Origin of the sequence: Stenotrophomonas testudinis (assembly GCF_024499815.1) — a bacterium.
Classification (GTDB): Bacteria; Pseudomonadota; Gammaproteobacteria; order Xanthomonadales; family Xanthomonadaceae; genus Stenotrophomonas.
Window position 1 is genome coordinate 93471 of record NZ_JAMOKY010000003.1, and the last position, 25648, is coordinate 119118.

Annotated in this window: 21 protein-coding genes; 16 read left to right on the forward strand and 5 right to left on the reverse strand. The window is 66.7% G+C overall.

Translation table 11 applies throughout. The features are described 5' to 3' along the window. Positions 1–15 precede the first annotated feature (15 nt). Positions 16–1410 (reverse strand): asparagine--tRNA ligase, encoded by a 1395-nt coding sequence (gene asnS, locus NQ204_RS03060; RefSeq protein ID WP_116863291.1) that lies wholly within the window; start codon positions 1408–1410, stop codon positions 16–18. Between the two features lie 129 nt (positions 1411–1539). Here asnS and NQ204_RS03065 point away from each other — a divergent pair, with 129 nt between their 5' ends. From NQ204_RS03065 to zipA, 6 genes are all read left to right on the forward strand, one after another. Continuing rightward, entirely contained in the window at positions 1540–1878 is a 339-nt protein-coding gene (locus NQ204_RS03065; RefSeq protein WP_108769254.1) for a HesB/IscA family protein, read from the forward strand. Between the two features lie 196 nt (positions 1879–2074). Then, positions 2075–2512: a 30S ribosomal protein S6 gene (gene rpsF, locus NQ204_RS03070; RefSeq protein ID WP_049445625.1), complete on the forward strand. Its 438-nt coding sequence runs from the start codon at positions 2075–2077 to the stop codon at positions 2510–2512. Between the two features lie 11 nt (positions 2513–2523). Further along, positions 2524–2754 carry a 30S ribosomal protein S18 gene (gene rpsR, locus NQ204_RS03075; RefSeq protein ID WP_002804494.1) on the forward strand — a complete coding sequence of 77 codons (231 nt, stop codon included), beginning with the start codon at positions 2524–2526 and terminating at the stop codon, positions 2752–2754. Positions 2755–2859: 105 nt separating this feature from the next. Beyond that, positions 2860–3312 carry a 50S ribosomal protein L9 gene (gene rplI, locus NQ204_RS03080; RefSeq protein WP_079222386.1) on the forward strand — a complete coding sequence of 151 codons (453 nt, stop codon included), beginning with the start codon at positions 2860–2862 and terminating at the stop codon, positions 3310–3312. Between the two features lie 251 nt (positions 3313–3563). Further along, positions 3564–7067: a chromosome segregation protein SMC gene (gene smc, locus NQ204_RS03085; protein WP_256643039.1), complete on the forward strand. Its 3504-nt coding sequence runs from the start codon at positions 3564–3566 to the stop codon at positions 7065–7067. Between the two features lie 46 nt (positions 7068–7113). Continuing rightward, a complete protein-coding gene (zipA, locus tag NQ204_RS03090) occupies positions 7114–7851 on the forward strand; it encodes a cell division protein ZipA (RefSeq protein ID WP_108769252.1) in 738 nt (245 codons plus the stop codon). Between the two features lie 117 nt (positions 7852–7968). On the opposite strand, the gene NQ204_RS03095 is transcribed toward zipA, so the two are convergent. After that, on the reverse strand, positions 7969–8406 hold the full coding sequence (locus tag NQ204_RS03095) for an REP-associated tyrosine transposase (RefSeq protein ID WP_116863293.1): 438 nt from the start codon (positions 8404–8406) through the stop codon (positions 7969–7971). 168 nt (positions 8407–8574) lie between these two features. Beyond that, positions 8575–9687 (reverse strand): pyridoxal phosphate-dependent aminotransferase, encoded by a 1113-nt coding sequence (locus tag NQ204_RS03100; RefSeq protein ID WP_256643040.1) that lies wholly within the window; start codon positions 9685–9687, stop codon positions 8575–8577. Positions 9688–9887: 200 nt separating this feature from the next. Between NQ204_RS03100 and ligA the strand changes: the two genes are divergently transcribed. The 9 genes from ligA (at position 9888) to NQ204_RS03145 (ending at position 23866) form a co-directional block, all read left to right on the forward strand. Then, the gene (gene ligA / locus NQ204_RS03105) at positions 9888–12353 is read left to right on the forward strand and encodes an NAD-dependent DNA ligase LigA (RefSeq protein WP_256643041.1); all 2466 of its coding nucleotides are present in this window, start codon (positions 9888–9890) and stop codon (positions 12351–12353) included. A gap of 52 nt (positions 12354–12405) precedes the next feature. Then, the gene (locus NQ204_RS03110) at positions 12406–12891 is read left to right on the forward strand and encodes a GNAT family N-acetyltransferase (protein ID WP_256643042.1); all 486 of its coding nucleotides are present in this window, start codon (positions 12406–12408) and stop codon (positions 12889–12891) included. An 11-nt stretch (positions 12892–12902) separates the two neighbouring features. Next, positions 12903–13844: an EF-P lysine aminoacylase EpmA gene (gene epmA / locus NQ204_RS03115; RefSeq protein ID WP_207776467.1), complete on the forward strand. Its 942-nt coding sequence runs from the start codon at positions 12903–12905 to the stop codon at positions 13842–13844. A gap of 174 nt (positions 13845–14018) precedes the next feature. Beyond that, the gene (locus NQ204_RS03120) at positions 14019–14717 is read left to right on the forward strand and encodes a DUF3011 domain-containing protein (protein ID WP_488192336.1); all 699 of its coding nucleotides are present in this window, start codon (positions 14019–14021) and stop codon (positions 14715–14717) included. Positions 14718–14764: 47 nt separating this feature from the next. Beyond that, positions 14765–15829 (forward strand): S-methyl-5-thioribose-1-phosphate isomerase, encoded by a 1065-nt coding sequence (gene mtnA / locus NQ204_RS03125; protein ID WP_116863299.1) that lies wholly within the window; start codon positions 14765–14767, stop codon positions 15827–15829. A 260-nt stretch (positions 15830–16089) separates the two neighbouring features. After that, a complete protein-coding gene (gene gyrA / locus NQ204_RS03130) occupies positions 16090–18804 on the forward strand; it encodes a DNA gyrase subunit A (RefSeq protein ID WP_256643043.1) in 2715 nt (904 codons plus the stop codon). 215 nt (positions 18805–19019) lie between these two features. Continuing rightward, positions 19020–21560 (forward strand): membrane-bound PQQ-dependent dehydrogenase, glucose/quinate/shikimate family, encoded by a 2541-nt coding sequence (locus tag NQ204_RS03135; RefSeq protein WP_256643044.1) that lies wholly within the window; start codon positions 19020–19022, stop codon positions 21558–21560. 89 nt (positions 21561–21649) lie between these two features. Continuing rightward, positions 21650–22309 carry an XAC2610-related protein gene (locus tag NQ204_RS03140; RefSeq protein WP_256643045.1) on the forward strand — a complete coding sequence of 220 codons (660 nt, stop codon included), beginning with the start codon at positions 21650–21652 and terminating at the stop codon, positions 22307–22309. Positions 22310–22453: 144 nt separating this feature from the next. Continuing rightward, positions 22454–23866: a serine hydrolase domain-containing protein gene (locus NQ204_RS03145; RefSeq protein ID WP_256643046.1), complete on the forward strand. Its 1413-nt coding sequence runs from the start codon at positions 22454–22456 to the stop codon at positions 23864–23866. A gap of 114 nt (positions 23867–23980) precedes the next feature. Here the strand turns inward: NQ204_RS03145 and NQ204_RS03150 are convergent, their stop codons facing one another. Continuing rightward, positions 23981–24373 (reverse strand): DUF3037 domain-containing protein, encoded by a 393-nt coding sequence (locus NQ204_RS03150; protein WP_116863303.1) that lies wholly within the window; start codon positions 24371–24373, stop codon positions 23981–23983. Then, positions 24351–25127, reverse strand: a complete 777-nt coding sequence (locus tag NQ204_RS03155; RefSeq protein ID WP_108769241.1) for a HipA family kinase — start codon at positions 25125–25127, stop codon at positions 24351–24353. Before NQ204_RS03155 ends, NQ204_RS03150 begins: the two co-directional genes overlap by 23 nt. A gap of 156 nt (positions 25128–25283) precedes the next feature. Between NQ204_RS03155 and NQ204_RS03160 the strand changes: the two genes are divergently transcribed. After that, entirely contained in the window at positions 25284–25613 is a 330-nt protein-coding gene (locus tag NQ204_RS03160; protein ID WP_256643047.1) for a hypothetical protein, read from the forward strand. Positions 25614–25648 lie beyond the last annotated feature (35 nt).

Here is a 25648-nt window from a genome sequence, read left to right on the forward strand (position 1 = left end):
GTCGTATGGATTAGCTTAGAAGTCCGCGCTGCCCGGGGCACGCGGGTAGGGGATCGCATCGCGGATGTTGGACAGGCCGCAGACGTAGACCACCAGGCGCTCGAAGCCGAGGCCGAAGCCGGCGTGCGGCACCGAGCCGTAGCGGCGGAAATCGCGGTACCAGCTGTAGTGTTCGCGATCCAGGCCGAACTGGGCCATGCGTGCGTCCAGCACGTCCAGGCGCTCTTCGCGCTGGCTGCCGCCGATGATCTCGCCGATGCCCGGGGCCAGCACGTCCATCGCGGCGACGGTCCTGCCGTCGTCATTCAGGCGCATGTAGAAGGCCTTGATGTGCTCGGGGTAGTTGGTCACCACCACCGGGCGGCCGACGTGTTCCTCGGTCAGCCAGCGCTCGTGCTCGGTCTGCAGGTCCAGGCCCCATTCGACCGGGAAGTCGAACTTCTTGCCCGACTTCTGCAGCAGGCTGACCGCATCGGTGTAGTCGATGCGCTCGAACGGTGCGTTGATGAAGTCTTCCAGCTTGGTGATCGCGTTCTTGTCCACGCGCTCGGCAATGAAAGCCAGGTCGTCACCGCGCTCGTTCAGCACGGCACGGAACAGGTACTTCAGGAACTCTTCGGCCAGGCGTGCGTCTTCGGCCAGGTCGGCGAAGGCGATTTCCGGCTCGATCATCCAGAACTCCGCCAGGTGGCGGGTGGTATGGCTGTTCTCGGCGCGGAAGGTCGGGCCGAAGGTGTAGACCTTGCTCAGCGCCAGGCAGTAGGCCTCGACGTTCAGCTGGCCGGACACGGTCAGGAAGGTTTCCTTGCCGAAGAAGTCGCGGCTGAAGTCGATCGCGCCCTTCTCGTCGCGCGGCAGGTTCACCATGTCCAGGGTGGACACGCGGAACATCTGGCCGGCGCCTTCGGCGTCGGAGGTGGTGATGATCGGGGTGCTGATCCAGTTGAAGCCGTTCTCGTGGAAGAAACGGTGCACGGCCTGGGCGAGGCAGTTGCGGATGCGGGTGACCGCGCCGAACAGGTTGGTGCGCGGGCGCAGGTGCGCCACTTCACGCAGGAACTCCGGCGACATCGGCTTGGGCTGGATCGGGTAGGTGAGCGGGTCTTCGACCCAGCCGACCACTTCCAGCGCGCTGGCCTGGATCTCGAACGACTGGCCCTTGCCCTGCGACTTCACCAGGGTGCCGGTGGCGATGACCGAGCAGCCGCTGGTCAGACGCTTGATCTCGTCGAAATTGGCCAGCGTGTCGTTGGCCACGACCTGGATCGGAGCGAAGCAGGAACCGTCGCTCACATTGACGAAGGCCAGATTTGCTGAACCGCGCACCGTGCGCACCCATCCGCGTACCGTGACTTCGCCGCCTTCCGGGATCTTCCCGGCAAGCGCATGTTCAACGCTGACCACCGTCATGACTTGAATCCTCTGCTGATCGACTCGATCTGTGAACACGGGAGTTTACCGGTTGCAGCGTTCTGCTTGCGAGGCATTTTTCGCGACCCTGGCTCCTTATAATGTCCCCGTACCCCTGGAGTGAGCCTTATGGCCGTCAGCCTGACCCCCATCGCCTTCGAGCGCGTGCAGCGCTTTGTTGCCCAGACCCCCGGCGCCCTGGGCCTGCGCTTCGGCGTGACCAAGACCGGCTGCTCCGGCTGGGGCCACGTGACCGACCTGGCCCGTGACGAGCGCGAGGGCGACACCGTGTTCGACCAGGAGGGCGTGAAGATCTACGTCGACGCCAAGAGCCTGGCCTTGGTGGACGGGACAGTGATCGACTTCGGCAAGCACGGCCTGAGCGAGACCTTTACGTTCAGCAACCCGAACGCCACCGCTGAATGCGGCTGCGGCGAGAGCTTCACCACCGACGCCGACAAGGCCTGAGCCTGGTCCTGCCGCCGCCGGGCATGACCCGGCGCTGCCGGGTTCAGCTTCGCCGGCCCCGGCCGGTTGCCCGGCACCCCCATCTGCGCCATAATGCGCGGCTTCCTGCCTTCCTGGCGGGAACCCTTGCCCCACCGCGGTATCCACGGCGGGGGGCTGTCCGGCCGCAAGGCCACATCCGAAAGGTAGAAAAAACATGAGTCGTCATTACGAAATCGTGTTCATGGTCCACCCGGACCAGAGCGAGCAGGTCCCGGCCATGATCGAGCGCTACAAGTCGCTGGTCGAGAACGGCAACGGCACCATCCACCGTCTGGAAGACTGGGGCCGCCGCCAGCTGGCGTACCCGATCCAGAACCTGGTGAAGGCGCACTACGTGCTGCTGAACATCGAAGCCGACCAGGCCGTTCTGAACGAACTGACCGAAAGCTTCCGCTTCAACGACGCCGTGCTGCGCAACCTGGTCATCAAGCGTGACGAGGCTGACACCGAGCAGTCGCTGATCATGAAGAGCAAGGACGAGAAGGGTGACAAGCCGGAGCGCGGTGAGCGCCGTCGTCGTGACGACGAAGAAGGCGAGTCCACCACCACCGCTGACAACGAAGCCGGCGACGACGCCGCTTCTGCCGCCTAAGGAGCCTTCCCATGTCCAAGTTCTTCCGTCGCCGCAAGTTCTGCAAGTTCACGGCTGAAGGTGTCAAGGAGATCGATTACAAGGATCTCAACACCCTGCGCCAGTACCTGACCGAGAACGGCAAGATCGTGCCGAGCCGCGTCACCGGTACCAAGTCGAAGTACCAGCGTCAGCTGGCGACCGCCGTCAAGCGCGCTCGCTTCCTGGCCCTGATCCCGTACACCGACAACCACGACGTCTGATGCCCGGCGGGGCGTCCCGGTGCCGCCCCCGCTGTGCCAGCTATTCGGACAGCCTTTGTTGCGGGGTATCGCCTCGCTAACGAATAACTTATCTGGAGCAATACCATGCAGCTGATCCTCCTGCAGAAAGTCACCAACCTCGGCAACCTGGGCGACCTGGTCGACGTGAAGCCGGGCTACGGCCGTAACTTCCTCGTGCCGCAGGGCAAGGCCGTCCCGGCCACCGAGAGCAACAAGGCCGAGTTCGAAGCCAAGCGCGCCGAATACGAAGCCAAGGCCCAGGCCATCCACGCCGATGCTGACGCCCGCAAGGCCAAGCTGGAAGGCGCGAGCGTGACCATCGCCGCCAACGCTTCGACCGAAGGCAAGCTGTACGGCTCGGTCGGCGCCCGCGAAATCGCTGATGCCTTCACCGCTGCCGGCTTCGAGCTGAACAAGAGCGAAGTCATCCTGGGCGAAGGCGCCTTCCGCAACATCGGTGAGTACGACGTCCTGGTGCACCTGCACGCCGACGTCGAAACCACCGTGAAGGTTGTGGTTGAAGCCGAAAAGGCCTGATTCCAAGCCGAAAGGCCTGGTGTCACCAGAACGGGCGCCCGCAAGGGTGCCCGTTTTGTTTTTGCGGGCCCCTGTCCGCACGGCCGGCCCCGGGGAATGTTCCACGCCCCCCCCCCGTAGAACATGCCTCGTAGAACCGGTCCACATCGGTATACTCAGGGCGTCACACCCGTTCCACGGCCAGCGATCCCAGCAGGATCAATGACTTGGAGGGTAAGCAGGCCGCTCGCCGGCCCCAGTCCGGAACCTCTATGCGTCTTTCCACGATCAAGCTGTCCGGCTTCAAGTCGTTCGTCGATCCGACCACCCTGCACCTGCCGACCAACATGACCGGCGTGGTGGGGCCCAATGGCTGCGGCAAGTCGAACATCATCGACGCCGTGCGCTGGGTCATGGGCGAAAGCTCGGCCAGCCGCCTGCGCGGCGATTCGCTGACCGACGTGATCTTCTCCGGTTCCAACGCCCGCAAGCCGGTCTCGCAGGCCACCGTCGAGCTGATCTTCGATAATTCGGACCACACGATTTCCGGCGAGTACGCCTCGTTCAACGAAATCTCGGTCAAGCGCACCGTCAGCCGCGACGGCAGCAGCAACTATTATCTCAACGGCACCAAGTGCCGCCGCCGCGATATCACCGATCTGTTCCTGGGCACCGGCCTGGGGCCGCGCAGCTACTCGATCATCGAGCAGGGCATGATCAGCCAGATCATCGAGGCGCGACCGGAAGACCTGCGCGTTTACCTGGAAGAGGCCGCCGGCATCTCCAAGTACAAGGAGCGCCGCAAGGAAACCGAAACCCGCATCCGCCATACCCGCGAGAACCTCGACCGGCTGGGCGACCTGCGCGACGAGATCAGCAAGCAGCTCGAGCACCTCAAGCGCCAAGCCCGGCAGGCCGAGCAGTACCAGGCGCTGCAGGAAGAGCGCCGGGTCAAGGACGCCGAGTGGAAGACCTTGGAATTCCGCGGCCTCGACGGGCGCCTGTCCAAGCTGCGCGAAGGCCTGTCGCAGGAAGAAACCAAGCTGCAGCAGCTGATCGCCGACCAGCGTGAAGCCGAAGCGCGCATCGAGACCTCGCGCGTGCGCCGCGAGGAGGCCGCCGACGCGCTCAATACTGCGCAGGCTGCCGTCTACCAGGTGGGCAGCACGCTGGCCCGTGTCGAGCAACAGATCCAGCACCAGCGCGAACTGTCGCAGCGCCTGCACAAGGCGCGCGACGAGACGCGGCAGGCACTGTCCGAGCTCGGCCAGCACATCAGCGGCGACGAAGCCAAGCTGATGGTGCTGCGCGAAGCCGTCGACGATGCCACCCCGCAGCTGGAAGCGCTGCAGGAAGAGAACGAGATCAAGCAGGAAAGCCTGCGCGAGGCCGAAGACCGCCTGGCCAGCTGGCAGCAGCGCTGGGAACAGCACACCTCGCAGAGCTCGGAAGCCTCGCGCGCCGGCGATGTCGAGCGCACCCGCGTGGACTACCTGGACAAGCAGATCCTCGATGCCGACCGGCGTCGTGAAGCCCTGGCCGCCGAACGTGCCGGGCTGGACGTGGACGCACTGGAAGAAGCCTTCGAGCAGCTGCACCAGCAGCACGACATGCAGAAGACCGCGCTGGATGAGCTGAGCGAAGACGTCGAGCTGCGCAAGCAGGGCGTGGCGGCCGTGCAGGAACAGCAGCGCAATGGCCAGGACGAACTGGCCGAACTGCGCAAGCAGGCCAACGGCCTTCGCGGCCGCCTGGCCTCGCTGGAAACCCTGCAGCAGGCCGCGCTGGGCCAGGAGCAGGGCGCGGCAGTCGCCTGGCTGAAGGCGCGCGGGCTGGACTCGGCGGCGCGCGTCGGCGAACGCCTCGATGTCGACGCTGGCTGGGAAAACGCGGTGGAAAGCGCGCTTGGGCAGTTGATCGAAGGCGTGCTGGTCGATGACCCGGCCAGCCTGGTCGACGCGCTTGGTGAGCTGGGCGACGGTCACCTCGCGCTGGTCGCCAATGACGATGCCGAACTGAAGGTTGCACCTACCTCGCTGGCCGCACGCGTGCGTGGCCCGGTGGCGATCCGTCGGTTGCTGGCACACCTGCATGCGGCCCGCGACCTGTCCGAGGCGAAGGCGCTGCAGGCTACCCTGCCCGACGGCGATTCGATCATCACCCAGGGCGGTGAGCGCCTGGGCCAGGGCTGGCTGCGCGTGTCGCGCTCCGGTGCCGCCCAGCAGGGCGCACTGCTGCGCGAACGCGAGATCAACGAACTGCGCGAGCAGATCGAACAGCTGCAGGACCGCGAGGCCGCGCTGGAAGAACAGCTGGCCGGTTTCCGTGAGCAGTTGCTGGCCGCGGAGCAGCAGCGCGAAGACGCGCAGCGCTCGCTGTACCAGGCCCACCGCGCGGTGTCCGAGCTGGCAGGCCAGCTGCAGGGCCAGCAGGGCAAGGTGGAAGCGGCGCGCACGCGTATCGATCGCATCGAAGGCGAGCTGTCGCAGCTGCTGGAAACGCTGGAGGTCAACCGCGAGCAGGCGCGCGAGGCGCGCTCGCGACTGGAAAATGCCGTCAGCAGCATGGGCGACCTGGAGTCGACGAGGCAGGGGCTGGAGGGAGAGCGCCGCCAGCTGACCGAGGCCCGCGACCTGGCCCGCGAAGCGGCACGCGCGGTGCGCGAACGCTCGCATGCGCTGGCCCTGACCCTGGAATCGCAGCGTGCCCAGGTGGCTTCGCTGAGCCAGGCGCTGGAGCGCATGAGCACCCAGCGTGACCAGCTGGATTCGCGCCTGGGCGAGCTGCATTCTCAGCTGGATGAAGGCGATTCGCCGGTTGAATCGCTGCAGGCCGAGCATCAGAACGCGCTGGAAGAGCGCGTGCGTGCCGACCGCGTACTGACCGAGGCACGCACGCTGCTCGACGGCATCGACGCCGAGCTGCGCAACTACGAACAGACCCGCCACCAACGCGACGAACAGGCACTGGCCCAGCGCGAGCGCATTTCGCTGCGCAAGCTCGACCAGCAGGCGCTGGTGCTCAGCGCCGAGACCCTGCAGGGCGCAGTGGAAAAGGCCGGTTTCGTGCTGCAGGACGTTCTCAACGCGCTGCCCGACGATGCGCGCTTGGGCGACTGGGAACAGGCCGTGCACCAGATCGATGGACGCATGCGCCGGTTGGAACCGGTCAACCTGGCCGCCATCCATGAGTACGGCGAGGCCTCGCAGCGTTCGGACTACCTGGATGCGCAGCACACCGACCTGACGACCGCGCTGGAAACCCTCGAAGACGCCATCCGCAAGATCGACCGCGAGACCCGCGGCCGCTTCAAGGACACCTTCGACCGCGTCAACGCCGGCGTGCAGGCGCTGTACCCGCGCCTGTTCGGTGGCGGCCATGCCTACCTGGAACTGACCGGTGAAGACCTGCTCGACACCGGCGTGACCATCATGGCGCGGCCGCCGGGCAAGCGCGTGTCCAGCATCTCGCTGCTGTCCGGTGGCGAAAAGGCGATGACCGCGGTGGCGCTGGTGTTCGCCATCTTCCAGCTCAACCCCGCGCCGTTCTGCCTGCTGGACGAGGTGGACGCGCCGCTGGACGAGGCCAACGTCGGCCGCCTGGCCAACATGGTCAAGGAAATGAGCGAGAAGGTGCAGTTCCTGTTCGTCAGCCACAACAAGGCGACGATGGAGGCCGCGCACCAGCTCTCGGGCGTGACCATGCGCGAGCCGGGCGTCAGCCGCCTGGTCAGCGTGGACCTGGAAGAAGCCGCGCGATTGGCGGGCGCGGCATGACGTGCCATTCTAGTTACCTGAATGAACTAGCCGGAGTACCTACCGAATGACCGACACGGCACTGTTGCGCATCGGCATCCTGGCCGCCGGCCTGCTGCTGGTGGCTGCGATCTTCCTGTTTGGCCGCCCGAAGAAGAAGCCGCAGGGGCGCCGCGTGGAAAGCGCCGAACCGGCCAGCGGCGAGCGTCGCGAGCCGGTGCTGGGCGAAGACGGCGTGGCCTTGGCAGAGAGCCGAGGCGAGCCGGGCCTGGGCGACGAAGGCCAGCAGGCCGAACTTGGCCTGGCCGATACCGATCCGGGCAGCAGCGATCTGGGCAAGCGCGCGACGCAGGACTTCGACAAGATCGTGTCGTTGTTCGTGGCCGCCCGCGCCGGTGAGCAGCTGCGCGGCGAGGATATTGTGGTGGCGGCCGAGAAGACCGGCCTGGTGTTTGGCCACATGAACGTGTTCCACCGCCTGGTGGAAGGCCATCCCGAGCGCGGCCCGATCTTCTCGATGGCCAGCATCATGAAGCCGGGCAGCTTCGACATGGCCAACATCCGCGCCATGGAAACCCCGGCCATCGCCTTCTTCCTGACCCTGCCGGCGCCGCTGACCGCGCTCGATGCCTGGGAAAAGATGCTGCCGACCGTGCAGCGCATGGCCGAGCTGCTTGATGGCGTGGTCCTGGATGACAGCCGCAACGCGCTGGGCCGCCAGCGCATCGCGCACATCCGCGATGAGCTGCGTGCGTACGACCGCCAGCACCAGGCGCCGCCGCTGACCAAGACCCCGCGCTGGTAAAGGCCCAAAGGTAGAGTCGAGCCATGCTCGACTGCCTTTTGTAGAGTCGAGCCATGCTCGACTTGTGCATACCCGGCCAAGCCTCAGTCGAGCATGGCTCGACTACAAAATCGGCCATCAATCCAACCAACGGCACCACGCAAACGGATGTTCGCCGAGCTGTGCCGCCAGTCCGGCACGGACAGGATTCGCCGCGATGTACAGCGCTTGGTTTCTCAATGATTCATCACATCGCACTGCGTGGTCATGATAGCCGCGCTGCCAAAGTGGCCCGTCGATGCCGATCAGTCGGCTACAGCGCGATTTCATCATCTGCACCGATGCGGCAAGGGTTCCTGAGCGTAGTTGCATCAACCAATGCACGTGATCTGGCATGACCGCCCACGCGAGGTTGAGGCATCGCCGCTCTTGCTGAATCCACTGCAGGCCCGCTACAACGACGGCGGCCCGCTGTGGATCATCAAAGTGCCGATGGCGCTGGTGAGCGACCGTGGTGATCGCGTAGACGTTCTGCAGTTGCGACCAACGGCCTTTCAGGAGACGTGGACTGGGCATGCCTCAGCATTGGCTGGCTGAAGTAGCTTGGGTATCGCTTGAATGCGGTCAGGCTTGTAAGAAAGGCCCCAGTCGAGCATGGCTCGACTCTACAAAGGGCCAGGCCGCGCTCCAGTCGAGCATGGCTCGACTCTACAGAGGGCCGGATCGGCTTCCACCCGGATGGGGTTACGCCGGTACGCCGGCGACCTTCGCGAATGCCTGGCGGAACGCCGCCATTTCTTCTTCGGTACCGACGGTCACCCGCACGCGCTGCGGCCAGATCGGCCAGCTGCGGCCGATCACCACGCCGTTGTCGGCCATCGCCTTGGCGAACGCGTTGCCGTCGCGCTGCACATCCACCACGAAGCAGTTTGCTTCGGACGGCACGCAGCTGAAGCCGCGCTTGCCCAGCCAGGCGATGGTGGCCTGGCGCACTTTCGCATTCTGCAACCGGCGCTGCGCGATCAACTGCGGGTCCTGCAGGCTGGCCAGTGCGGCCGCCAGCGCCGGCACCGGCAGCGGGTTCTCGCCCAGGCTGGCCAGTTCGCGCAGGCGGTCGGGGTGGGCTGCCGCCACGCCCAGCCGCAGGCCGGCCATGCCGTACAGTTTGGAGAACGTCCGCAGCACGATCAGGTCATCGCGCTGGGCGACCTGTGCGATCAGGCTGGGCTGGTCGCTGTACTGCAGATAGGCCTCGTCCAGCAGCACGCGGGTGGCGGACGGCTTGTTGGCCAGCAGCCACGCCAGCTCGGCCGGCGGGCTGATCGAGCCGGTCGGGTTGTTGGGATTGCAGACGTAGATCAGCCCCGTCGGCTGCGAATGCGCGGCTGCTGCCATTGCGCGAAGGTCGTGCGCACCGTCATTGCGCAGTGGCATTTTCTGCACCTGGGCGCCGCGCGCTGCAGCCATGTCACCGAGGGTTTCGAAGGTCGGGTCGGCAACCACCAGTGCCGCCTGTGGGCCGGTCCACAAGGTGGCCGCACGGTTCAGGGGCTCGCTGGAGCCGGGATACAGTCGCACGTGGCCGGCTGGGATGCCGGCCTGGGCGACAAAGGCATCGCGCACCTGTCCAGCCAGGGCGAACTGGTAGCGACCACTGCCGGCGATGCTGTCGCGTGCGGCCTGCTGGGCGGCGGGCGAAGGGCCGTAGGGGCACTCGTTGAAGTTGAGCAGGACCGGGCCGGTGGCGGGAGCCGGGGCGGGCTGCGCCTGGCCGAGGCGGGGCAGGCCGCTGCCAGCGGCGACGAGGCCGACACCGGCCAGTTGCAGGAAGTGGCGGCGGGAAGTGGACAGGTTCACGGGCAGGATTCCGAAGGGCAACCGCCGCACGCTAACCCTGGTGGGAGCGGGCGGCAAGCGGGGATTTTGTAGAGTCGAGCCATGCTCGACTGCTCTACCGGCCCAGTCGAGCATGGCTCGACTCTACAGGGGCGGGCATGACGAGGCCTGACACCCAAGCGCGGTAGAATTCACGGCCATCCCAGAAGTATCGGATCCCGATGAGCTCCAGCCCCGCCGAACGCGCCGAAGACCTTCGCCGGCAGATCGCCCAGGCCAACCGCGCCTACCACGAGCTGGACGCGCCGGAGATCCCCGACATCGACTACGACCGGCTGGTACGCGAGCTGGAAGCGCTGGAGCAGGAGCACCCGGAACTGGCCCGCGCCGACAGCCCCACCCAGCAGGTGGGCGCGCGTCCGTCCGGGCGCTTCGCCGAGGTGCGCCACGCGGTGCCGATGCTGTCGCTGTCCAATGCCTTCAGCGATGAGGAAGTGGCCGATTTCGTGCGCCGCATCGACGAGCGCCTGGGGCGCCGCAGTCTGCATTTCTCGGCCGAACCGAAGATGGACGGCCTGGCGATCAGCCTGCGCTATGAAGACGGCCAGTTCGTGCTGGGCGCCACCCGTGGCGATGGCAGCACCGGCGAGGACGTGACCGCCAACCTGCGCGAGATCGGTGACATCCCCAAGCGCCTGCACGGCCAGGACTGGCCGGACGTGCTGGAAGTGCGCGGCGAGGTCTACATGGCCCGTGCCGATTTCGAGGCCTACAACGATCGCGCGCGCCTGCACGGCGGGAAGGTGCTGGCCAATCCGCGCAATGCCGCGGCCGGTTCGCTGCGCCAGTTGGATGCGAAGATCAGCGCGCAGCGCAGGCTCAGCTTCTTCGCCTACGGGACCGGCGAAGTGCAGGGGGGGGAACTGCCCGATACCCATTCGGGCACGCTGGCGCAGCTGGGTGCCTGGGGCTTCCCGGTGAGCGAACTGTGCAAAGTGGTCGACGGCATCGATGGCCTTCTCGGCTATTACCGTGACATCGGCGAGCGCCGCGACGGCCTGCCGTTCGATATCGATGGCGTGGTCTACAAGCTGGATGACCGCGCCGGCCAGCAGGCGATGGGCTTCGTCTCGCGCGCACCGCGCTGGGCCATCGCGCACAAGTTCCCGGCGCAGGAACAGAGCACCACCGTGGAGGCGATCGAGATCCAGATCGGACGTACCGGTGCCGCGACGCCCGTCGCGCGCCTGGCGCCGGTGGCGGTCGCCGGTGTGATCGTGTCCAACGCCACCCTGCACAATGCCGACCAGATCGCACGCCTGGACGTGCGCGTGGGCGACAGCGTGATCGTGCGCCGCGCCGGCGATGTCATTCCCGAAGTGGTCAGCGTCATCCTCGACCGTCGTCCGCAGGGCACCACCCCGTGGCAGATGCCGACCCGTTGCCCGGTGTGTGGCTCGGAGATCGTGCGCGAGGAAGGTGCCGCTGCGTGGCGCTGCTCGGGTGAACTGTCCTGCCCGGCGCAGCGCAAGGAAGCCATCGCCCACTTCGCTTCGCGCCGCGCGATGGATATCGACGGCCTCGGTGACAAGTACATCGAAACCCTGGTCGACGCCGGCATCGTCAAGCGCGTCGCCGACCTGTACCAGCTCACCCGCGACCAGCTGCTGCACCTGAAGCTGGTGCTCGATGCGGAGGATCCCTCGGCGCTGGCCAACAATCTGAAGCCGCATCTGCCGGCCGAAGGCAGTGGCGACGTGCTGAAGGCCGTGCTCAAGCTCGACGGCCAGGATCCGGCATGGCGCGCGCAGGCGCTTGTGCAGCCGGTCGCCTTCGTATGGAACATCAAGAAAATCGCAACCAAGTGGGCGGACAACCTGATCGCCGCCATCGATGCCAGCCGCGAGGCCAGCCTGGAGCGGCTGCTGTTCGCACTCGGCATCGAACATGTGGGCGAGAGCACGGCCAAGGCGCTGGCGCTGTGGTTTGGTGATCTGGCGTTGATCCGCCGCCTGCCGTGGCCGCTGTTCAAGCGCGTGCCGGACATCGGTGGCGAAGTGGCGCGCTCACTGGGTCACTTCTTCGAGCAGCAAGGCAACCAGGACGCCATCGATGCGCTGCTGCAGGTCGGCCAGGTGCGGATCCGCGATGCCCATCCGCCGAGCGCGAAGCTGCGCGAGGGCCTGGACCTGGCCCAGCTGCTGGTGGAAGCCGAGATTCCCGGCATCACCCGCCTGCGTGCGGAGAAGCTGGTGGCCGTGCTGCCCAGCGCACAGGCCGTACTCGACGCCGAGCACGGCCAGTTCGTCAATGCCGGCCTGCCCGATGACACCGCGCGCGGCGTCGCCCAGTGGCTGGACACCGACGGCCATGGCGCGATGCTGCTGGCGGCGGAAACCGAGATGCAGCACATCCTGGCCAAGGCGCCGGCGCTGGCCGAGGTCGTGGCCGGTCCGCTGGATGGGCAGACGGTGGTGCTCACCGGCACGCTGTCCCAGCTCACCCGCGATGCCGCCAAGGACCGCCTGGAGGCGCTGGGCGCCAAGGTGTCCGGCAGTGTCTCCAGGAAGACCAGTTTCCTGGTGGCGGGCACCGAGGCCGGCTCCAAGCTGGACAAGGCGCAGTCGCTGGGCGTGCCGGTGTGGGATGAAGACCGCCTGCTGGCCTACCTGGCCGAACACGAATGATGACCCCGCCGGGCGCCACGCGCGCCCGGCCTGATGCACGAGAGGACACCCGATGCAGACCGCTCCGCTGGATTTCCGCCTGGCCACCCGCGCCGATGAGGACGTGCTGATCGCGTTGATGCGCGAGTTCTACGCCGAGGACAAGATCGAATTCGATGACGCACGCGTACGCCGCGGCGTCGATGCGCTGCTGGCCGACCCGCGCAACGGCGAAGCGCTGCTGTGGCTGGACGAGGCGCGCGAGGTCTGCGGCTACGCGGTGATCGCGATGGGCTTCAGTCTGGAGCAGGGCGGGCACTTCGTGCTGCTGGACGAGCTGTACCTGGCGCACCGCGCGCGCGGCCGCGGCCGTGGCAAGCAGGCGCTGGCCACCTGCGAACAGCGTGCGCGCGGGCGCGGTGTCAGCCGCATGCGCCTGGAGGTGAATCACCACAACGAGCTGGCGCGGCGCCTGTACCTGGCCAGCGGCTACATCGATGACACCCGCGATCTGCTGACCCTGCCGCTGGACCATCCGCGCCCGGAGGGCATTCTGTGAGCGAGGCCCTGATGCGCGCGCTGCAGCAGCGTGCCGCGCTCAACGCGCTGCTGCGCCGCTTCTTCGCCGAGCGGGACGTGCTGGAAGTGGAAACGCCGATCCTGTCGGTGGCTGGCAACACCGAGCCGAACATCGACAGTTTCCATACCGATTTCAGTGGCCATGTCGATGCCGGTGGCCGCCGCCGTTGGCTGCGCACCTCTCCGGAATTCCCACTCAAGCGCCTGCTCGCCGCCGGCGTGGGCGACTGCTACGAGCTCGGCCGGGTGTTCCGCAACGGCGAGGCGGGTGGTCGCCACAATCCCGAGTTCACCATGCTGGAGTGGTACCGCGTGGGCTGGGATCACCATCGCCTGATGCAGGAGACCGCCGAGCTGGTGCGCGAAGCACTGGCGCTGGTCGGGCGCACGGCGACCCTGCGCGTGCTCAGCTACCGCGAGCTGTTCCAGCAGCACGCCGGCGTCGATCCGTTCGTTGCGGACGAAGCGGCGTTGCGCGCGGCGCTGGGTGAGGTGCACATCGACCCGGTCGGCCTGACCCGCGATGACTGGCTGGACCTGCTGATGACCCATCGCATCCAACCGCACTTCGATGACGCGGTCATGACCGTGGTCCACGACTGGCCGGCCAGTCAGGCCGCGCTGGCACGCATCCGCGCGGGCACGCCGCCGCTGGCCGAGCGCTTCGAGTTGTACCTGGGTGCGGTCGAGCTTGCCAACGGCTATCACGAGCTGAACGACGCCGGCGAACAGCGTGCGCGCTTCGAGCGTGACCAGCAGCGCCGGCACGAGCGCGGCCAGGTGCAGCCTGCGCTGGATGAGGCACTGCTGTCCGCGTTGCCTGCCATGCCGGCCTGTGCAGGCGTGGCGGTGGGCGTGGACCGCCTGCTGATGGCGATGAACCGCACGCCGCGCATCGCCGATGTCCTTGCGTTTGATTTCGCCCACGCCTGAACGACCGCGCGCACTCTGCGCCTGAACAAAAACAACGGATTTCGCGCTTGATTCAGCAAACACGATGATGGTCTTATCACGCCTGATGCAGGACACTGGCATCGTGGTTCATCCGCTCCGTTGGGGAATGCTTTGGTCAAGTGGTTTGCGGTCGTCGCGGCACCGGTGTACTCCATGGCGATATGGGGCGGCCTGCTGCCGTCGTCGGCGTCTGCCCAGGCGGCGGGCTACGAGGGCGAAGTAGTGACCTGCGAATCGCGCGACATGGGCTGGGTGCACTGCGACATCGACGTCAGCAACGGCGTCGACCTGGTGCGCCAGCTGTCGAGCAACACCTGCATCCGTGGCAGTGAGTGGGGCACCGACCGCAGTGGCGTGTGGGTGACCCTGGGCTGCCGTGCCGAATTCCGTGCGCGCGGCGCTGAAGCTGCCGCCAGCTCCGCCGCTGCCGGCGAAGGCAAGAGCAAGCACCTGGTGCGCCGCGTGGTGCGCTGCGAATCCAATGGCCGCCCGCAGAGCTGCCCGGTGCGGCTGGATGGCGCGCCGGTGCGACTGCTGCGCCAGCTCTCGGTGCTGCCGTGCCGCGAAGGGCAGGGCTGGGGCTACAAGCGCAATGAAGTCTGGACCAGCCGCGGCTGCCAGGGCGATTTCGAAGTGGCCGACGATGCGGGTCGTTTCGTCGACGTGGCCCGCAAGCTGACCTGCGAATCCAAGTCCAAGCGGCGGCGCTTCTGCGGCGCCACCATTTCCACCGAGGCCAAGGTCATCAAGCAGCTGTCCGGCACAGCCTGCGAGGAAGGCAAGACCTGGGGCTGGAGCCGCAACGGCATCTGGGTGGACGGCGGCTGCCGCGCCGAATTCTCGGTGAATTGAGCCCGGGCAGGCTCCAACCACGCGGGGCGTGGCCCTACAATGGGCCCATGAACACTGCCACCGACCTCGACTACGCCCGCTACGACCATATCCGCCCGATCCTGTGGACCGGCGATGCCCTGCAACTGCTCGACCAGCGCAAGCTGCCGTTCGTGGTCGAACACGTGGTCTGCCATGACAGCGACGACGTCGCCACCGCCATCCACGCGCTGACCGTGCGCGGTGCGCCGGCCATCGGCATTGCCGCCGCCTGGGGCGTGGTGCTGGCGGCGCGCGAGGTGCAGGCCGCCGACGGCGCGCATGCGCTGCAGCAGCTGGAACCGCCCCTGCAGCGGCTGAACGCCTCGCGCCCGACCGCGGTGAACCTGGCCTGGGCGCTGGCCCGCATGCGCCGTTGCCTGACCGCCGCCGGTGCCGACTGGAAGGCGCTGCTGGAAGCGGAGGCTCAGGCCATCGCCGAGGAAGACCTGGCCGCCAACCGCCACATGGGCGCGCTGGGCGCGGGCCTGATCGACGCCGGCAGCGGCGTGCTGACCCATTGCAACACCGGCTCGCTGGCCACCGCCGGCTTCGGTACCGCGCTGGGCGTGATCCGCGCCGGCATGGCCCAGCACCGCATCGCCCGCGTGTTTGCCGGTGAAACCCGGCCGTGGCTGCAGGGCGCGCGCCTGACCGTGTGGGAGCTGCAGCAGGACGGCATCGATGCCACCCTGATCGCCGATTCCGCCGCCTCGCACCTGATGAAGACCGGTGCGGTGCAGTGGGTGATCGTCGGTGCCGACCGCATCTGCGCCAACGGCGATACCGCCAACAAGATCGGCACCTACCAGCTGGCCATCGCCGCCCGCCACCACGGGGTGAAGTTCATGGTCGTGGCCCCGTCCTCGACGGTGGACATGGACACCGTGGACGGCAGCCAGATCGAGATCGAACAGCGCGACCCGGGCGAGCTGTATGGCGTGGGCGGTACGCGCACCGTGGCCGAGGGAATTGCCGCCTGGAACCCGGTGTTCGACGTCACCCCGGGCGAGCTGATCGACGCCATCGTGACCGAGCGCGGGGTCATCCTGAACCCGACCGCCGAGAACATGCGCGCCGCCTTCGGCGGTTGATGCAGGTGGGGGAGGGAGGTCTGTAGAGCCGAGCCCATGCTCGGCTCAGCCGGCCATTCCACCGCAGCCGAGCACGGGCTCGGCTCTACAAGGGCTGCGGTACCCCCTAAGTTCCTGATTTGTGCCGGTAAAATCCCCGTAAAGGAAGGCGGAAAACGGCCTGTTGTGGTAGTATCCACAGGTTGAATCGAGGTTCCGGCACGACCCCCTCCCGCAGAGGGCTGCGCCGGACTGGACCGCTACCAGACAACGGAACCCGAATGGCAGAAACCGCCAAGGAAATCATCCAGGTCAACCTGGAAGACGAGATGCGCAAGAGCTACCTCGATTACGCCATGAGCGTGATCGTGGGCCGCGCGCTCCCGGATGCGCGCGACGGCCTCAAGCCGGTGCATCGCCGCGTGCTGTTCGCGATGAACGAGTTGAACGCGCACAGCAACAAGCCCTACTTCAAGTCGGCGCGTATCGTCGGTGACGTCATCGGTAAGTACCACCCGCATGGCGATCAGTCGGTGTACGACACGCTGGTGCGTCTGGCACAGCCGTTCTCGCTGCGTTACATGCTGGTCGATGGCCAGGGTAACTTCGGCTCGATCGATGGCGACTCCGCCGCGGCGATGCGATACACCGAAGCGCGCATGTCGCGCCTCGCGCATGAGCTGATGGCAGACATCGACAAGGAAACCGTCGATTTCCAGCCCAACTACGACGAAAAGGAACTGGAGCCGACGGTCATGCCGACCCGGTTCCCGAACCTGCTGGTCAACGGTTCGGCCGGTATCGCGGTGGGCATGGCCACCAACATCCCGCCGCACAACCTGAGCGAGTCGATCAACGCCTGCATTGCGCTGATCGACAACCCGGAGATCGACGTCGACGGCCTGATGGAGTACATCCCGGGCCCCGATTTCCCGACCGCCGGCATCATCAACGGCACCGCCGGCATCGTCGCCGGCTACCGCACCGGCCGTGGCCGCGTGCGCATCCGTGCCCGTGCCGATATCGAAGTGGCCGAAAACGGCCGCGAATCGATCATCGTCACTGAAATTCCTTACCAGGTGAACAAGGCGCGTCTGATCGAAAAGATCGCCGAGCTGGTCAAGGAAAAGAAGATCGAAGGCATCAGCGAGCTGCGCGATGAGTCCGACAAGGACGGCATGCGCATCTACATTGAGATCAAGCGCGGTGAATCTGCCGAGGTTGTGCTGAACAACCTGTACCAGCAGACGCAGATGGAATCGGTGTTCGGCATCAACATGGTGGCGCTGGTCGACGGCCGCCCGCAGTTGATGAACCTCAAGCAGATGCTCGAGGCCTTCGTCCGCCACCGTCGCGAAGTGGTCACCCGCCGCACCGTGTTCGAGCTGCGCAAGGCGCGTGCCCGTGCCCACGTGCTGGAAGGCCTGACCGTGGCGCTGGCCAACATCGACGAGATAATCGAACTGATCAAGACCTCGCCGAACCCCAACGAAGCGCGCGAACGCATGCTCGCCCGCCTGTGGGAGCCGGGTCTGGTCGGTTCGATGCTGGGCGCCGCCGGTGCCGAAGCCTCGCGTCCGGACGACCTGCCCAAGGGCGTGGGCCTGATCGAGGGCGGCTACCAGCTGACCGAGATCCAGGCCACGCAGATCCTGGAAATGCGCCTGCACCGCCTGACCGGGCTGGAGCAGGACCGCCTGACCGACGAGTACAAGCAGCTGCTGGAAGTGATCGCCGGGCTGATCCACATCCTGGAAGATCCCGACCGCCTGCGCCAGGTCATCCGCGAGGAACTGGTCAACGTCATGGCCGAGTTCGGCGATGAGCGTCGCACCGAGATCCGCCACAGCGAAGAAGACCTGGACATCCTCGACCTGATCGCGCCGGAAGACGTGGTGGTCACCGTGTCGCACGCCGGTTACGTGAAGCGCCAGCCGGTAAGCGTGTACCGCGCGCAGCGCCGTGGTGGTCGTGGCCGCAGTGCCGCGTCGACCAAGGAAGAGGATTTCATCGAACAGCTGTGGCTGGTCAACACGCACGACACGCTGCTGACCTTCACCAGTTCGGGCAAGGTGTTCTGGCTGCCGGTGTACCAGCTGCCCGAAGCCGGTTCCAACGCCCGTGGCCGTCCGATCATCAACTGGATCCCGCTGGAGCCGGGCGAGCGCGTGCAGGCCGTGCTGCCGGTGCGCGAATACGCCGATGGCCAGTTCGTGTTCTTCGCCACGAAGAACGGTACGGTCAAGAAGACCCCGCTGGGCGAATTCGCCTTCCGTCTGGCCCGCGGCAAGATCGCGATCAATCTGGACGAGGGCGATGCCCTGGTCGGCGTCGGCCTGACCGACGGCGAGCGTGACATCCTGCTGTTCGCCTCGAATGGCAAGACCGTGCGCTTCGGCGAGGACAAGGTCCGCTCGATGGGCCGTACCGCCACCGGCGTGCGCGGCATCAAGATGCCGGCCGGCGAGGAAGTGGTCAGCCTGATCGTGGCCGAGAGTGCCGGCGGCAGCGAGGACGAGAACGAGGACGACAACGGTGTCGACGAAATCGCAGCCAATGGCGATGCGGTGATCGACGGCGCCGACGACGCCAGCCTGCGTTACATCCTCACCGCCACCGAAAACGGCTACGGCAAGCGCACCCCGCTGCCGGACTACCCGCGCAAGGGGCGTGGCACACAGGGCGTGATCGGCATCCAGACCACCGAGCGCAACGGCAAGCTGGTCGCCGCAGTGCTGATGGGCTCGGATGACGAGGTCCTGCTGATCTCCGACGGCGGCACCCTGGTGCGTACCCGTGGCTCTGAAATCAGCCGCGTCGGCCGCAACACCCAGGGCGTCACCCTGATCCGCCTGTCCAAGGACGAGAAGCTGCAGGCGGTGGAGCGCATGGATGCCTCGATCGACGAGGACGAGGACGAGGTGGCTGCCGCCGCCCCGGCCGCGACCGACGGCGCCCCGGCTGCTGCCAGCAGCGAGGACGGCGCGCAGGAGTGATCCTGCCGCGATGAGAGATACCCGACGACGCCGGCCTTGTGCCGGCGTCGTTGTTTGCGGGATCTGGCCAAAACGCACTACGGGCGTTGCCGCCCGCAAAAAACGCATTCATTTCACAGGCAGGGGCGGATAACGGTGGGTGAACCAGCGGACGATGCCGTCCGCGGTGAAATCCCCCGTCCAACCGACCTGATGGTCGTGCCCTGGAGCCAGAAATGCCTGCCGCCCCCACCGCTGTTCCGCCTGATGGCCAGACCCTCCCGCCGCGTCGTCGGCACCCGGTGGCCACCGTTCTCGCCCTGTTGCTGATCCTGCTCGGCGCAGTCATCGGCGGCCTGGGCGTCTGGCTGCTCACGCTGGGCGGTTCCTGGTACTACGCCATCGCCGGCATCGCCATGCTGGTCAGCGGCGTGCTGCTGTGGGGCAACCGCCGCAGCGCCGCGCTGCTGTTCGCCCTCATCTTCGTCGGCACCCTGCTGTGGACGTGGTGGGAATCGGGCAGCACCTACTGGCGCTGGGTGCCACGGCTGGGCCTGGTGACCGCACTGGCGATCGTGATGGCCCTGCTGGCGCCGACCCTGCAGCGGCCTTTCCCGCGTCGCGCATCGCGTGGTGTTGCGGCGGTCTTGATGCTGGTTTTCGTGGCGGCCTTCGCGCTGGCCTTCGTGCCGCATGGCGAAGTGCGTGGCGACCAGCCGTTCCCGGACGCGGCGGCCTCGACCGGCATCGATCCCACCGAGGACGCCACGGGCCTGCAGCCCTCTGACCGGCCGGCCGACGGTGACTGGGCCGCGTGGGGCCGCAACAACGCCGCGACGCGGTTCTCGCCGCTGCATCAGATCACCCCGGACAACGTGGCCACGCTGCAACCGGCCTGGCAGTTCCGCACTGGCGACCTGCCGGAAAACCGCTGGGGCGCGGAAACCACGCCGCTGAAGATCGGTAACCGCCTGTTCCTGTGCACCGCGCGCAATCAGCTGATCGCGCTCGACGCCAGCACCGGCAAGGAGATCTGGCGCTTCAACCCGAAGGTAAAAGACGCGTCGATTCCCTATACCGCAGCGTGCCGCGGCGTGTCCTACTACGAGCAGCCCAGTGGCGCCGCCGTGGTCGATGCCGCACTGGCAGACGCGGCCGCCGATCTGGCACTGCCGGCGCCGCCGCCGACCCCGGGCGCGGCCAGTTTGCCCGGCAACCGCCCGGCCTGCACCGCGCGCATCATCGAAGGCACCCTGGACGGCCGCATCATCGCAGTGGACGCGGACAGCGGAAAGCCGTGCGCCAACTTCGGCAACAATGGCCAGGTCGACATCACCCTGGGCATGGGCAAGACGCCGCCTGGTTACGTCTCCATCACCTCTCCGCCGGCCATCGTGCGCGGCGTCATCGTCACCGGCCACCAGGTGCTGGACGGCCAGCGCCGCGATGCACCCTCGGGTGTCATCCAGGCCTACGACGCGGTGACCGGCAAGCTGCGCTGGGCATGGGACATGGACCAGCCGGAACTGACCGGCCTTCCGGCGCAGGGCAAGGAGTACACGCGCGGTACGCCGAACATGTGGACCACCGCCACCGGCGACGAGAAACTGGGCCTGGTCTACCTGCCGATGGGCAATTCCGCAGGCGATTACTGGAGCGGTTCACGCACTGAAAACCAGAACAAGTACGCGACCTCGCTGGTGGCCATCGACGTGACCACCGGCAAGCCGGCATGGCATTTCCAGGCCGTGCGCAAGGATGTCTGGGACTACGACATGGGCTCGCAGGCGAGCCTGATCGACTACCCGACCGCGCAGGGCAAAGTGCCGGCGATCCTGCTGCCGACCAAGCAGGGCGACATGTATATCCTCGACCGCCGCACCGGCCAGCTGCTGACCCCGGCCGAAGAGCGCAAGGTCCCCGGTGGTGGTGCGGAGCCGGAGCAACGCTCGCGCACCCAGCTGTTCTCGCTGTATCACACGCTGCGCCGCGAGCACGATCTGACCGAGCAGGACATGTGGGGCATCACCCCGATTGATCAGCTGGTGTGCCGCATCCAGTTCCGCAAGGCGCACTACGAAGGCTTCTACACGCCGCCGAGTGCAGATCATCATTCGATTGAATACCCCGGCTACAACGGCGGTTCGGACTGGGGCAGCGTGGCCATCGATACGCGTCGCGGCGTGATCGTGGCCAACTACAACGATATGCCCAACTACAACCGGCTGGTGCCGCGCGCGGAAGCCGACCGCAAGGGCTGGCGGCCGCGCGAGGAGATCACCCACGACAAGGGCGGTGCCGAGGGTGCAGGTGACCCGCAGGTCGGCACGCCATACGCCATCGACGTCAATGCTGGCTGGCGCCTGCCGTTCACCGGCCTGCTGTGCAAGCAGCCGCCTTACGGTGGCATCCGCGCGGTCGATCTGCGCACCGGCAAGCTTCTGTGGGACCGTCCGTTCGGCAGTGCACGTGGCAATGGCCCGTTCGGCATCCGCTCCGGCCTGCCGATTGAGATTGGTACGCCCAACAACGGTGGCGCGGTGGTGACCGCCAGCGGACTGATCTTCATTGCCGCCGCCACCGACGACCTGCTGCGCGCGATCGATCTGAAGACCGGCAAGGAGCTGTGGCACGTCAAGCTGCCGGCCGGTGGCCAGGCCAACCCGATGGTGTACGAGCAGGACGGCCGCCAGTACGTGGTGATCGTCGCGGCCGGGCACCACTTCATGGAAACGCCGAAGGGCGATTACGTAATGGCGTACGCCTTGCCGAAGTGACGTGATGGGTGGGCGACACCCCAACGCCAACCTCGCGGGGCTGGCGTTGGGCTAGGACGGCCGCACGCTTGGTCTGCGAAGGAATCGCCATGTTCGTGCGTTGTCCTGCTTCCCGCCCACTGTTCTGGGGCCTGCTGATGCTCTTGAACGTGGCGTCCGCGCAGGCCGCCACCCACACCGCCGATGCCGCGCCGGACGACCAGGGCAGGATCACCCTGCAGCCAGGCCAGGGCGAAATCTCGCCTGCGCTGCAGGTCGTGTTCAAGGTGGCCGACTGCAGTGGCACCGACAATGTGACCACCTGCCAGGTGCAGGCCATGGATGTGACCCGCAGTGGTCGCAAGGTGGCGGTCACCGGCGTGCAGCCGCGCCTGACCCGGGCGGGTGCCGGTGCGCAGGACGCCGCATCGGTGCTGCTGACCGTCGCGGACTTCAATGGCGATGGCGCGCAGGACCTGCAGGTGTGGCGGGACGACAACGGTGTCTACAACGTTTCCGTCCATGCGTTCTACCTGTTCGATGCCAAGGGCAACCGCTATGTGCGGGCCACGGCGCTGGAAGCGGCCATCGGCGGGCGCGATATCGACCACATCGAAAACGGTCGGTTTGTCCTTCGCGCGAAGGTCAGCCCGTGCGAGCGCGAAGACAAGGTGATCCAGCTGCGAGGTACCCGGCCACGGACACTGCTGGAACGCCGTTACGATACCTGCAAGGGTGAGCGACCGACCGAGTCGCACCTGCTGGAGTAGCGTCGACCGTCGGTCGACGGTCCTCTGCGATCAGCTGAAAACCCGCGCTGCGCGCGGCAGTCGACCAACGATCGACGTTACCCCCTCGCCAGGCGCCAGCGTTGGGCTAGGATGGCCGCACGCCTCGTCTGCGAAGGAATCGCCATGTTCGTGCGCTGTCTTTCCGCCCGCCCCTTGCTGTGGGCGCTGTTGATGCTGCTGTGCATGAGCGCCGCGCACGCTGCATCGCCCGCACCTGGGGCACGGCGTGCCGCCGATGACTGGCTGGCTGCCTTCAATGCGGGCAGTCTTGAGAAACTGCAGGCGTTCGCCGAACGGTACGCCAAGAAGGACGGCAGCACCCCGCAGGATTACCTGGAGTTCCGCGAGTCCACCGGCCCACTGAAGCTGCTGGAGGTGCGTGAGAGCACGCCACTGCAGGCGAAGCTGCTGGTGCTGGCGCAGCAGACCGAGCGTGCGATGCTGGTGACTGCGGAGATGGATCCCGCCCATCCGGAACGACTGAAGCTGTTCCAGCTGGAAGGCACGCCCACGCCGGAAAAGTACCAGCCTGCCCGTGTCGCCTTGCCGGTGTTGATGGCTGATGCCCGCGCAAAGCTGGACGCCTTGGCCGCTGAGGACGCGCTGTCGGGTAGCGTGCTGGTGGCGCGGAACGGGCGCGTGCTGCTGGACTGGCACGCAGGCCTGGCCGACCGCGGCGCGAACAAGGCGGTCGATGCACAGACGCAGTTCCGCCTGGCCTCGTCCAACAAGATGTTCACCTCGGTGGCCATTCTGCAGATGGTGCAGGCCGGTAAAGTCAGCCTTGACGATTTGATCGGCAGGCACCTGCCGGACTATCCGAACAAGGCCGTCGCCGATACCGTGACCGTATGCCAGCTGCTGACCCACACCAGTGGCCTGGGTGATTTCTTCGGCGATGATTTCGACCAGTACTCGGCGTCGTTGAAGACGCTGGATGACTACGTGCAGCGCTTCGCCAAGGATGCGCCGCAGTTCACGCCCGGCAGCCAGGATGCCTACTCCAACTACGGTTTCATCGTGCTTGGCCGCATCATCGAGGCCGTTTCCGGGCAGTCGTACTACGACTACATGGACGCGCACATCCTGCGACCGGCAGGAATGATGGACACGGGCTTCGAGCCGGAAACGGTGGACGTTGCGCAGCGCGCTGTCGCCTACACCAGGAAGGACGGGAACTGGGTGCGCGAAACGAAGACACTGCCCTGGCGCGGCATGTCGGCCGGTGGTGGGTACAGCACCGCCGCAGACATGCTGAAGTTCTGCGAGGCGCTGCGCAGCGGCAAGCTGCTGTCGCCGGCGCTGCTGCAGCAGGCCACCACCGCGCAGAACCACAAGGGCTGGTACGGCTACGGCTTCGTCGTGCAGGGGCAGGGCAGCCAGCGCCAGTACGGGCACGAGGGTGGGGCGCCGGGGTCGAACAGCGCCATCGTGGTGTTGCCCGAGCAGGGCTACGTGGTCATCGGCCTGGCCAACGTTGATCCGGATGCGGTCGGCAATGTGGTCAATTACATCGCGCGGCTCTTGCCGCTGTAGCGCAGGCGCCGCGCCCGGCTGGAGGTAGAGTCGACCGTTGGTCGACTATCGCGTACAGCGCGGGGTTTCAGCGGGTCGCGAGGGACAGTCGATCAACGGTCGACTCTACCCCCGTCAGCGCGGCACCCGCACCATCTTTGTCATCAGGTGCTCGACTACGCCCTCCGGATCGGCCGTGCGGCCGACGTGCGTGCTCGACATCTGCACGATCGAGCTGCGCTTGGCCGTAAGGAAATGGAAGCGCGCACGCGCGGGCAGCTGTGCGATCGGGCCGGCGTTGGCGTCGCCGCGGCAGATCGCCACGATGGCATCCAGCCACGGCTGCAGCGCTTCCAGGTCAAGCGCCGGCGCGAACGCCCGCAGGCGCGCTGCATCGATCTCGATCGCGGCTTCCAGATGGCGCGCGCCGGGGCAGGAGACGATCACCCCGACGTTGATGAACTCTTCGCGTTCCACCCGCGGTACCACGCGGATGACCGCATAGTCATACGTGTGCAGCGTGGGCACGGACGGCCTCCTGCACGAACACCGCACGCACCTTCAGGCGGTGCTTGAGGTAGTTGATGTAGCCCTGGCGGTAGGCCTGCGGGCTGTCGAACGCCGGTTCGTCCACCAGCCAGCTGTCCGGCACCAGGCCAACGATGCGCTCGATTTCCGCATCGGGCAGGCGCGCGGCCAGCTCGGCATCCACCTCGGCAATGCGGCTGGCAAACGGCAGCAGCACGTGGTCGCGGATCAGCACGAAGGGCTTTTCGCAGGCGTCGCCGGCGTTGGCCCAGTCGTGATGGAAGTACATCGCCGCACCGTGGTCGATCAGGTACAGCTTGCGGTGCCAGACCATCAGGTTGGGGTTGCGCGTGGTGCGATCGACATTGCTGGTGAACGCATCGAACCAGACCAGGCGCGAGGCCAGGTCCGCGTCCACCGGCATTGCGGCCGGATCGTAGTTGATGGCGCCGGGCAGGTAGTCCAGGCCCAGGTTCAGGCCCTCGCTCGCACGGATCAGGTCCTGTATCTCCGGGTCAGGTTCGGTGCGGGCGAATTCGCTGTCCAGCTCCACGAACAGGATCTCCGGAATCGGCAGGCCGACCGAGCGGGCCATTTCGCCGGCGATCAGCTCGGCGATCAGTGCCTTCGGACCCTGGCCAGCGCCACGGAACTTGAGCACGGCCATGCCATCGTCGTCGGTCTCGACCACGGCGGGCAGCGAGCCCCCTTCGCGGAGCGGGGTGATGTAGCGGAGTGCGTGTACGGTGCGCATGAACGAATTCTACTGCAGTCTTCACTTCACCCTGCTGCCTGCGGTGGCAGCATCCAGCCTCGGGGAGCATGAACCGGCCAGGATGGCCGTGGTGTACGAGAGCTGCCATCCTTCAAGCGTTTCCACGATGTACTTGCAGGCATTGGAGGTGCACCCATGAATGACGAACCCATTCCCCTGCTGCCGATCCTGGACGACGCCAAGGTCGAACAGATGATCGGCAAAGTGGTGCTGGTGGGTATTACCCGTTACGGCGGCGATGGCCAGATGCGCGACCAGCAGCAGTATTCGGGCACGGTGCTGCGCATCAGTGCCGAGGAAGGGGTGGTGTTGGCTGACGAGGCCGATGGCCATGAACGTTACCTGCCACCGATGCTCGACCAGTACCGGCCAGCGGAACCGGGTGAGTACCGGCTGCGCTCGGGCGGCGAGATCGTGGTCGACCCCGATTACCTGACCACGTGGGACCTGCACGCGCAGCAGTGAATGCTGTCCTTTGTCCGCCGGGCATGGCCCGGCGC

Excerpts from the sequence above, each read along its gene's own strand:
- NQ204_RS03160 (WP_256643047.1), top strand. The coding sequence starts at position 25,284 with ATGAATGACGAACCCATTCCCCTGCTGCCGATCCTGGACGACGCCAAG.
- NQ204_RS03110 (WP_256643042.1), top strand. The coding sequence starts at position 12,406 with ATGCAGACCGCTCCGCTGGATTTCCGCCTGGCCACCCGCGCCGATGAG.
- gyrA (WP_256643043.1), top strand. The coding sequence starts at position 16,090 with ATGGCAGAAACCGCCAAGGAAATCATCCAGGTCAACCTGGAAGACGAG.
- epmA (WP_207776467.1), top strand. The coding sequence starts at position 12,903 with ATGCGCGCGCTGCAGCAGCGTGCCGCGCTCAACGCGCTGCTGCGCCGC.
- rpsF (WP_049445625.1), top strand. The coding sequence starts at position 2,075 with ATGAGTCGTCATTACGAAATCGTGTTCATGGTCCACCCGGACCAGAGC.
- NQ204_RS03135 (WP_256643044.1), top strand. The coding sequence starts at position 19,020 with ATGCCTGCCGCCCCCACCGCTGTTCCGCCTGATGGCCAGACCCTCCCG.
- NQ204_RS03155 (WP_108769241.1), bottom strand. The coding sequence starts at position 25,127 with ATGCGCACCGTACACGCACTCCGCTACATCACCCCGCTCCGCGAAGGG.
- rplI (WP_079222386.1), top strand. The coding sequence starts at position 2,860 with ATGCAGCTGATCCTCCTGCAGAAAGTCACCAACCTCGGCAACCTGGGC.
- NQ204_RS03120 (WP_488192336.1), top strand. The coding sequence starts at position 14,019 with ATGGCGATATGGGGCGGCCTGCTGCCGTCGTCGGCGTCTGCCCAGGCG.
- NQ204_RS03140 (WP_256643045.1), top strand. The coding sequence starts at position 21,650 with ATGTTCGTGCGTTGTCCTGCTTCCCGCCCACTGTTCTGGGGCCTGCTG.
- NQ204_RS03095 (WP_116863293.1), bottom strand. The coding sequence starts at position 8,406 with ATGCCCAGTCCACGTCTCCTGAAAGGCCGTTGGTCGCAACTGCAGAAC.
- mtnA (WP_116863299.1), top strand. The coding sequence starts at position 14,765 with ATGAACACTGCCACCGACCTCGACTACGCCCGCTACGACCATATCCGC.
- ligA (WP_256643041.1), top strand. The coding sequence starts at position 9,888 with ATGAGCTCCAGCCCCGCCGAACGCGCCGAAGACCTTCGCCGGCAGATC.
- NQ204_RS03065 (WP_108769254.1), top strand. The coding sequence starts at position 1,540 with ATGGCCGTCAGCCTGACCCCCATCGCCTTCGAGCGCGTGCAGCGCTTT.
- rpsR (WP_002804494.1), top strand. The coding sequence starts at position 2,524 with ATGTCCAAGTTCTTCCGTCGCCGCAAGTTCTGCAAGTTCACGGCTGAA.
- asnS (WP_116863291.1), bottom strand. The coding sequence starts at position 1,410 with ATGACGGTGGTCAGCGTTGAACATGCGCTTGCCGGGAAGATCCCGGAA.
- smc (WP_256643039.1), top strand. The coding sequence starts at position 3,564 with ATGCGTCTTTCCACGATCAAGCTGTCCGGCTTCAAGTCGTTCGTCGAT.
- zipA (WP_108769252.1), top strand. The coding sequence starts at position 7,114 with ATGACCGACACGGCACTGTTGCGCATCGGCATCCTGGCCGCCGGCCTG.
- NQ204_RS03145 (WP_256643046.1), top strand. The coding sequence starts at position 22,454 with ATGTTCGTGCGCTGTCTTTCCGCCCGCCCCTTGCTGTGGGCGCTGTTG.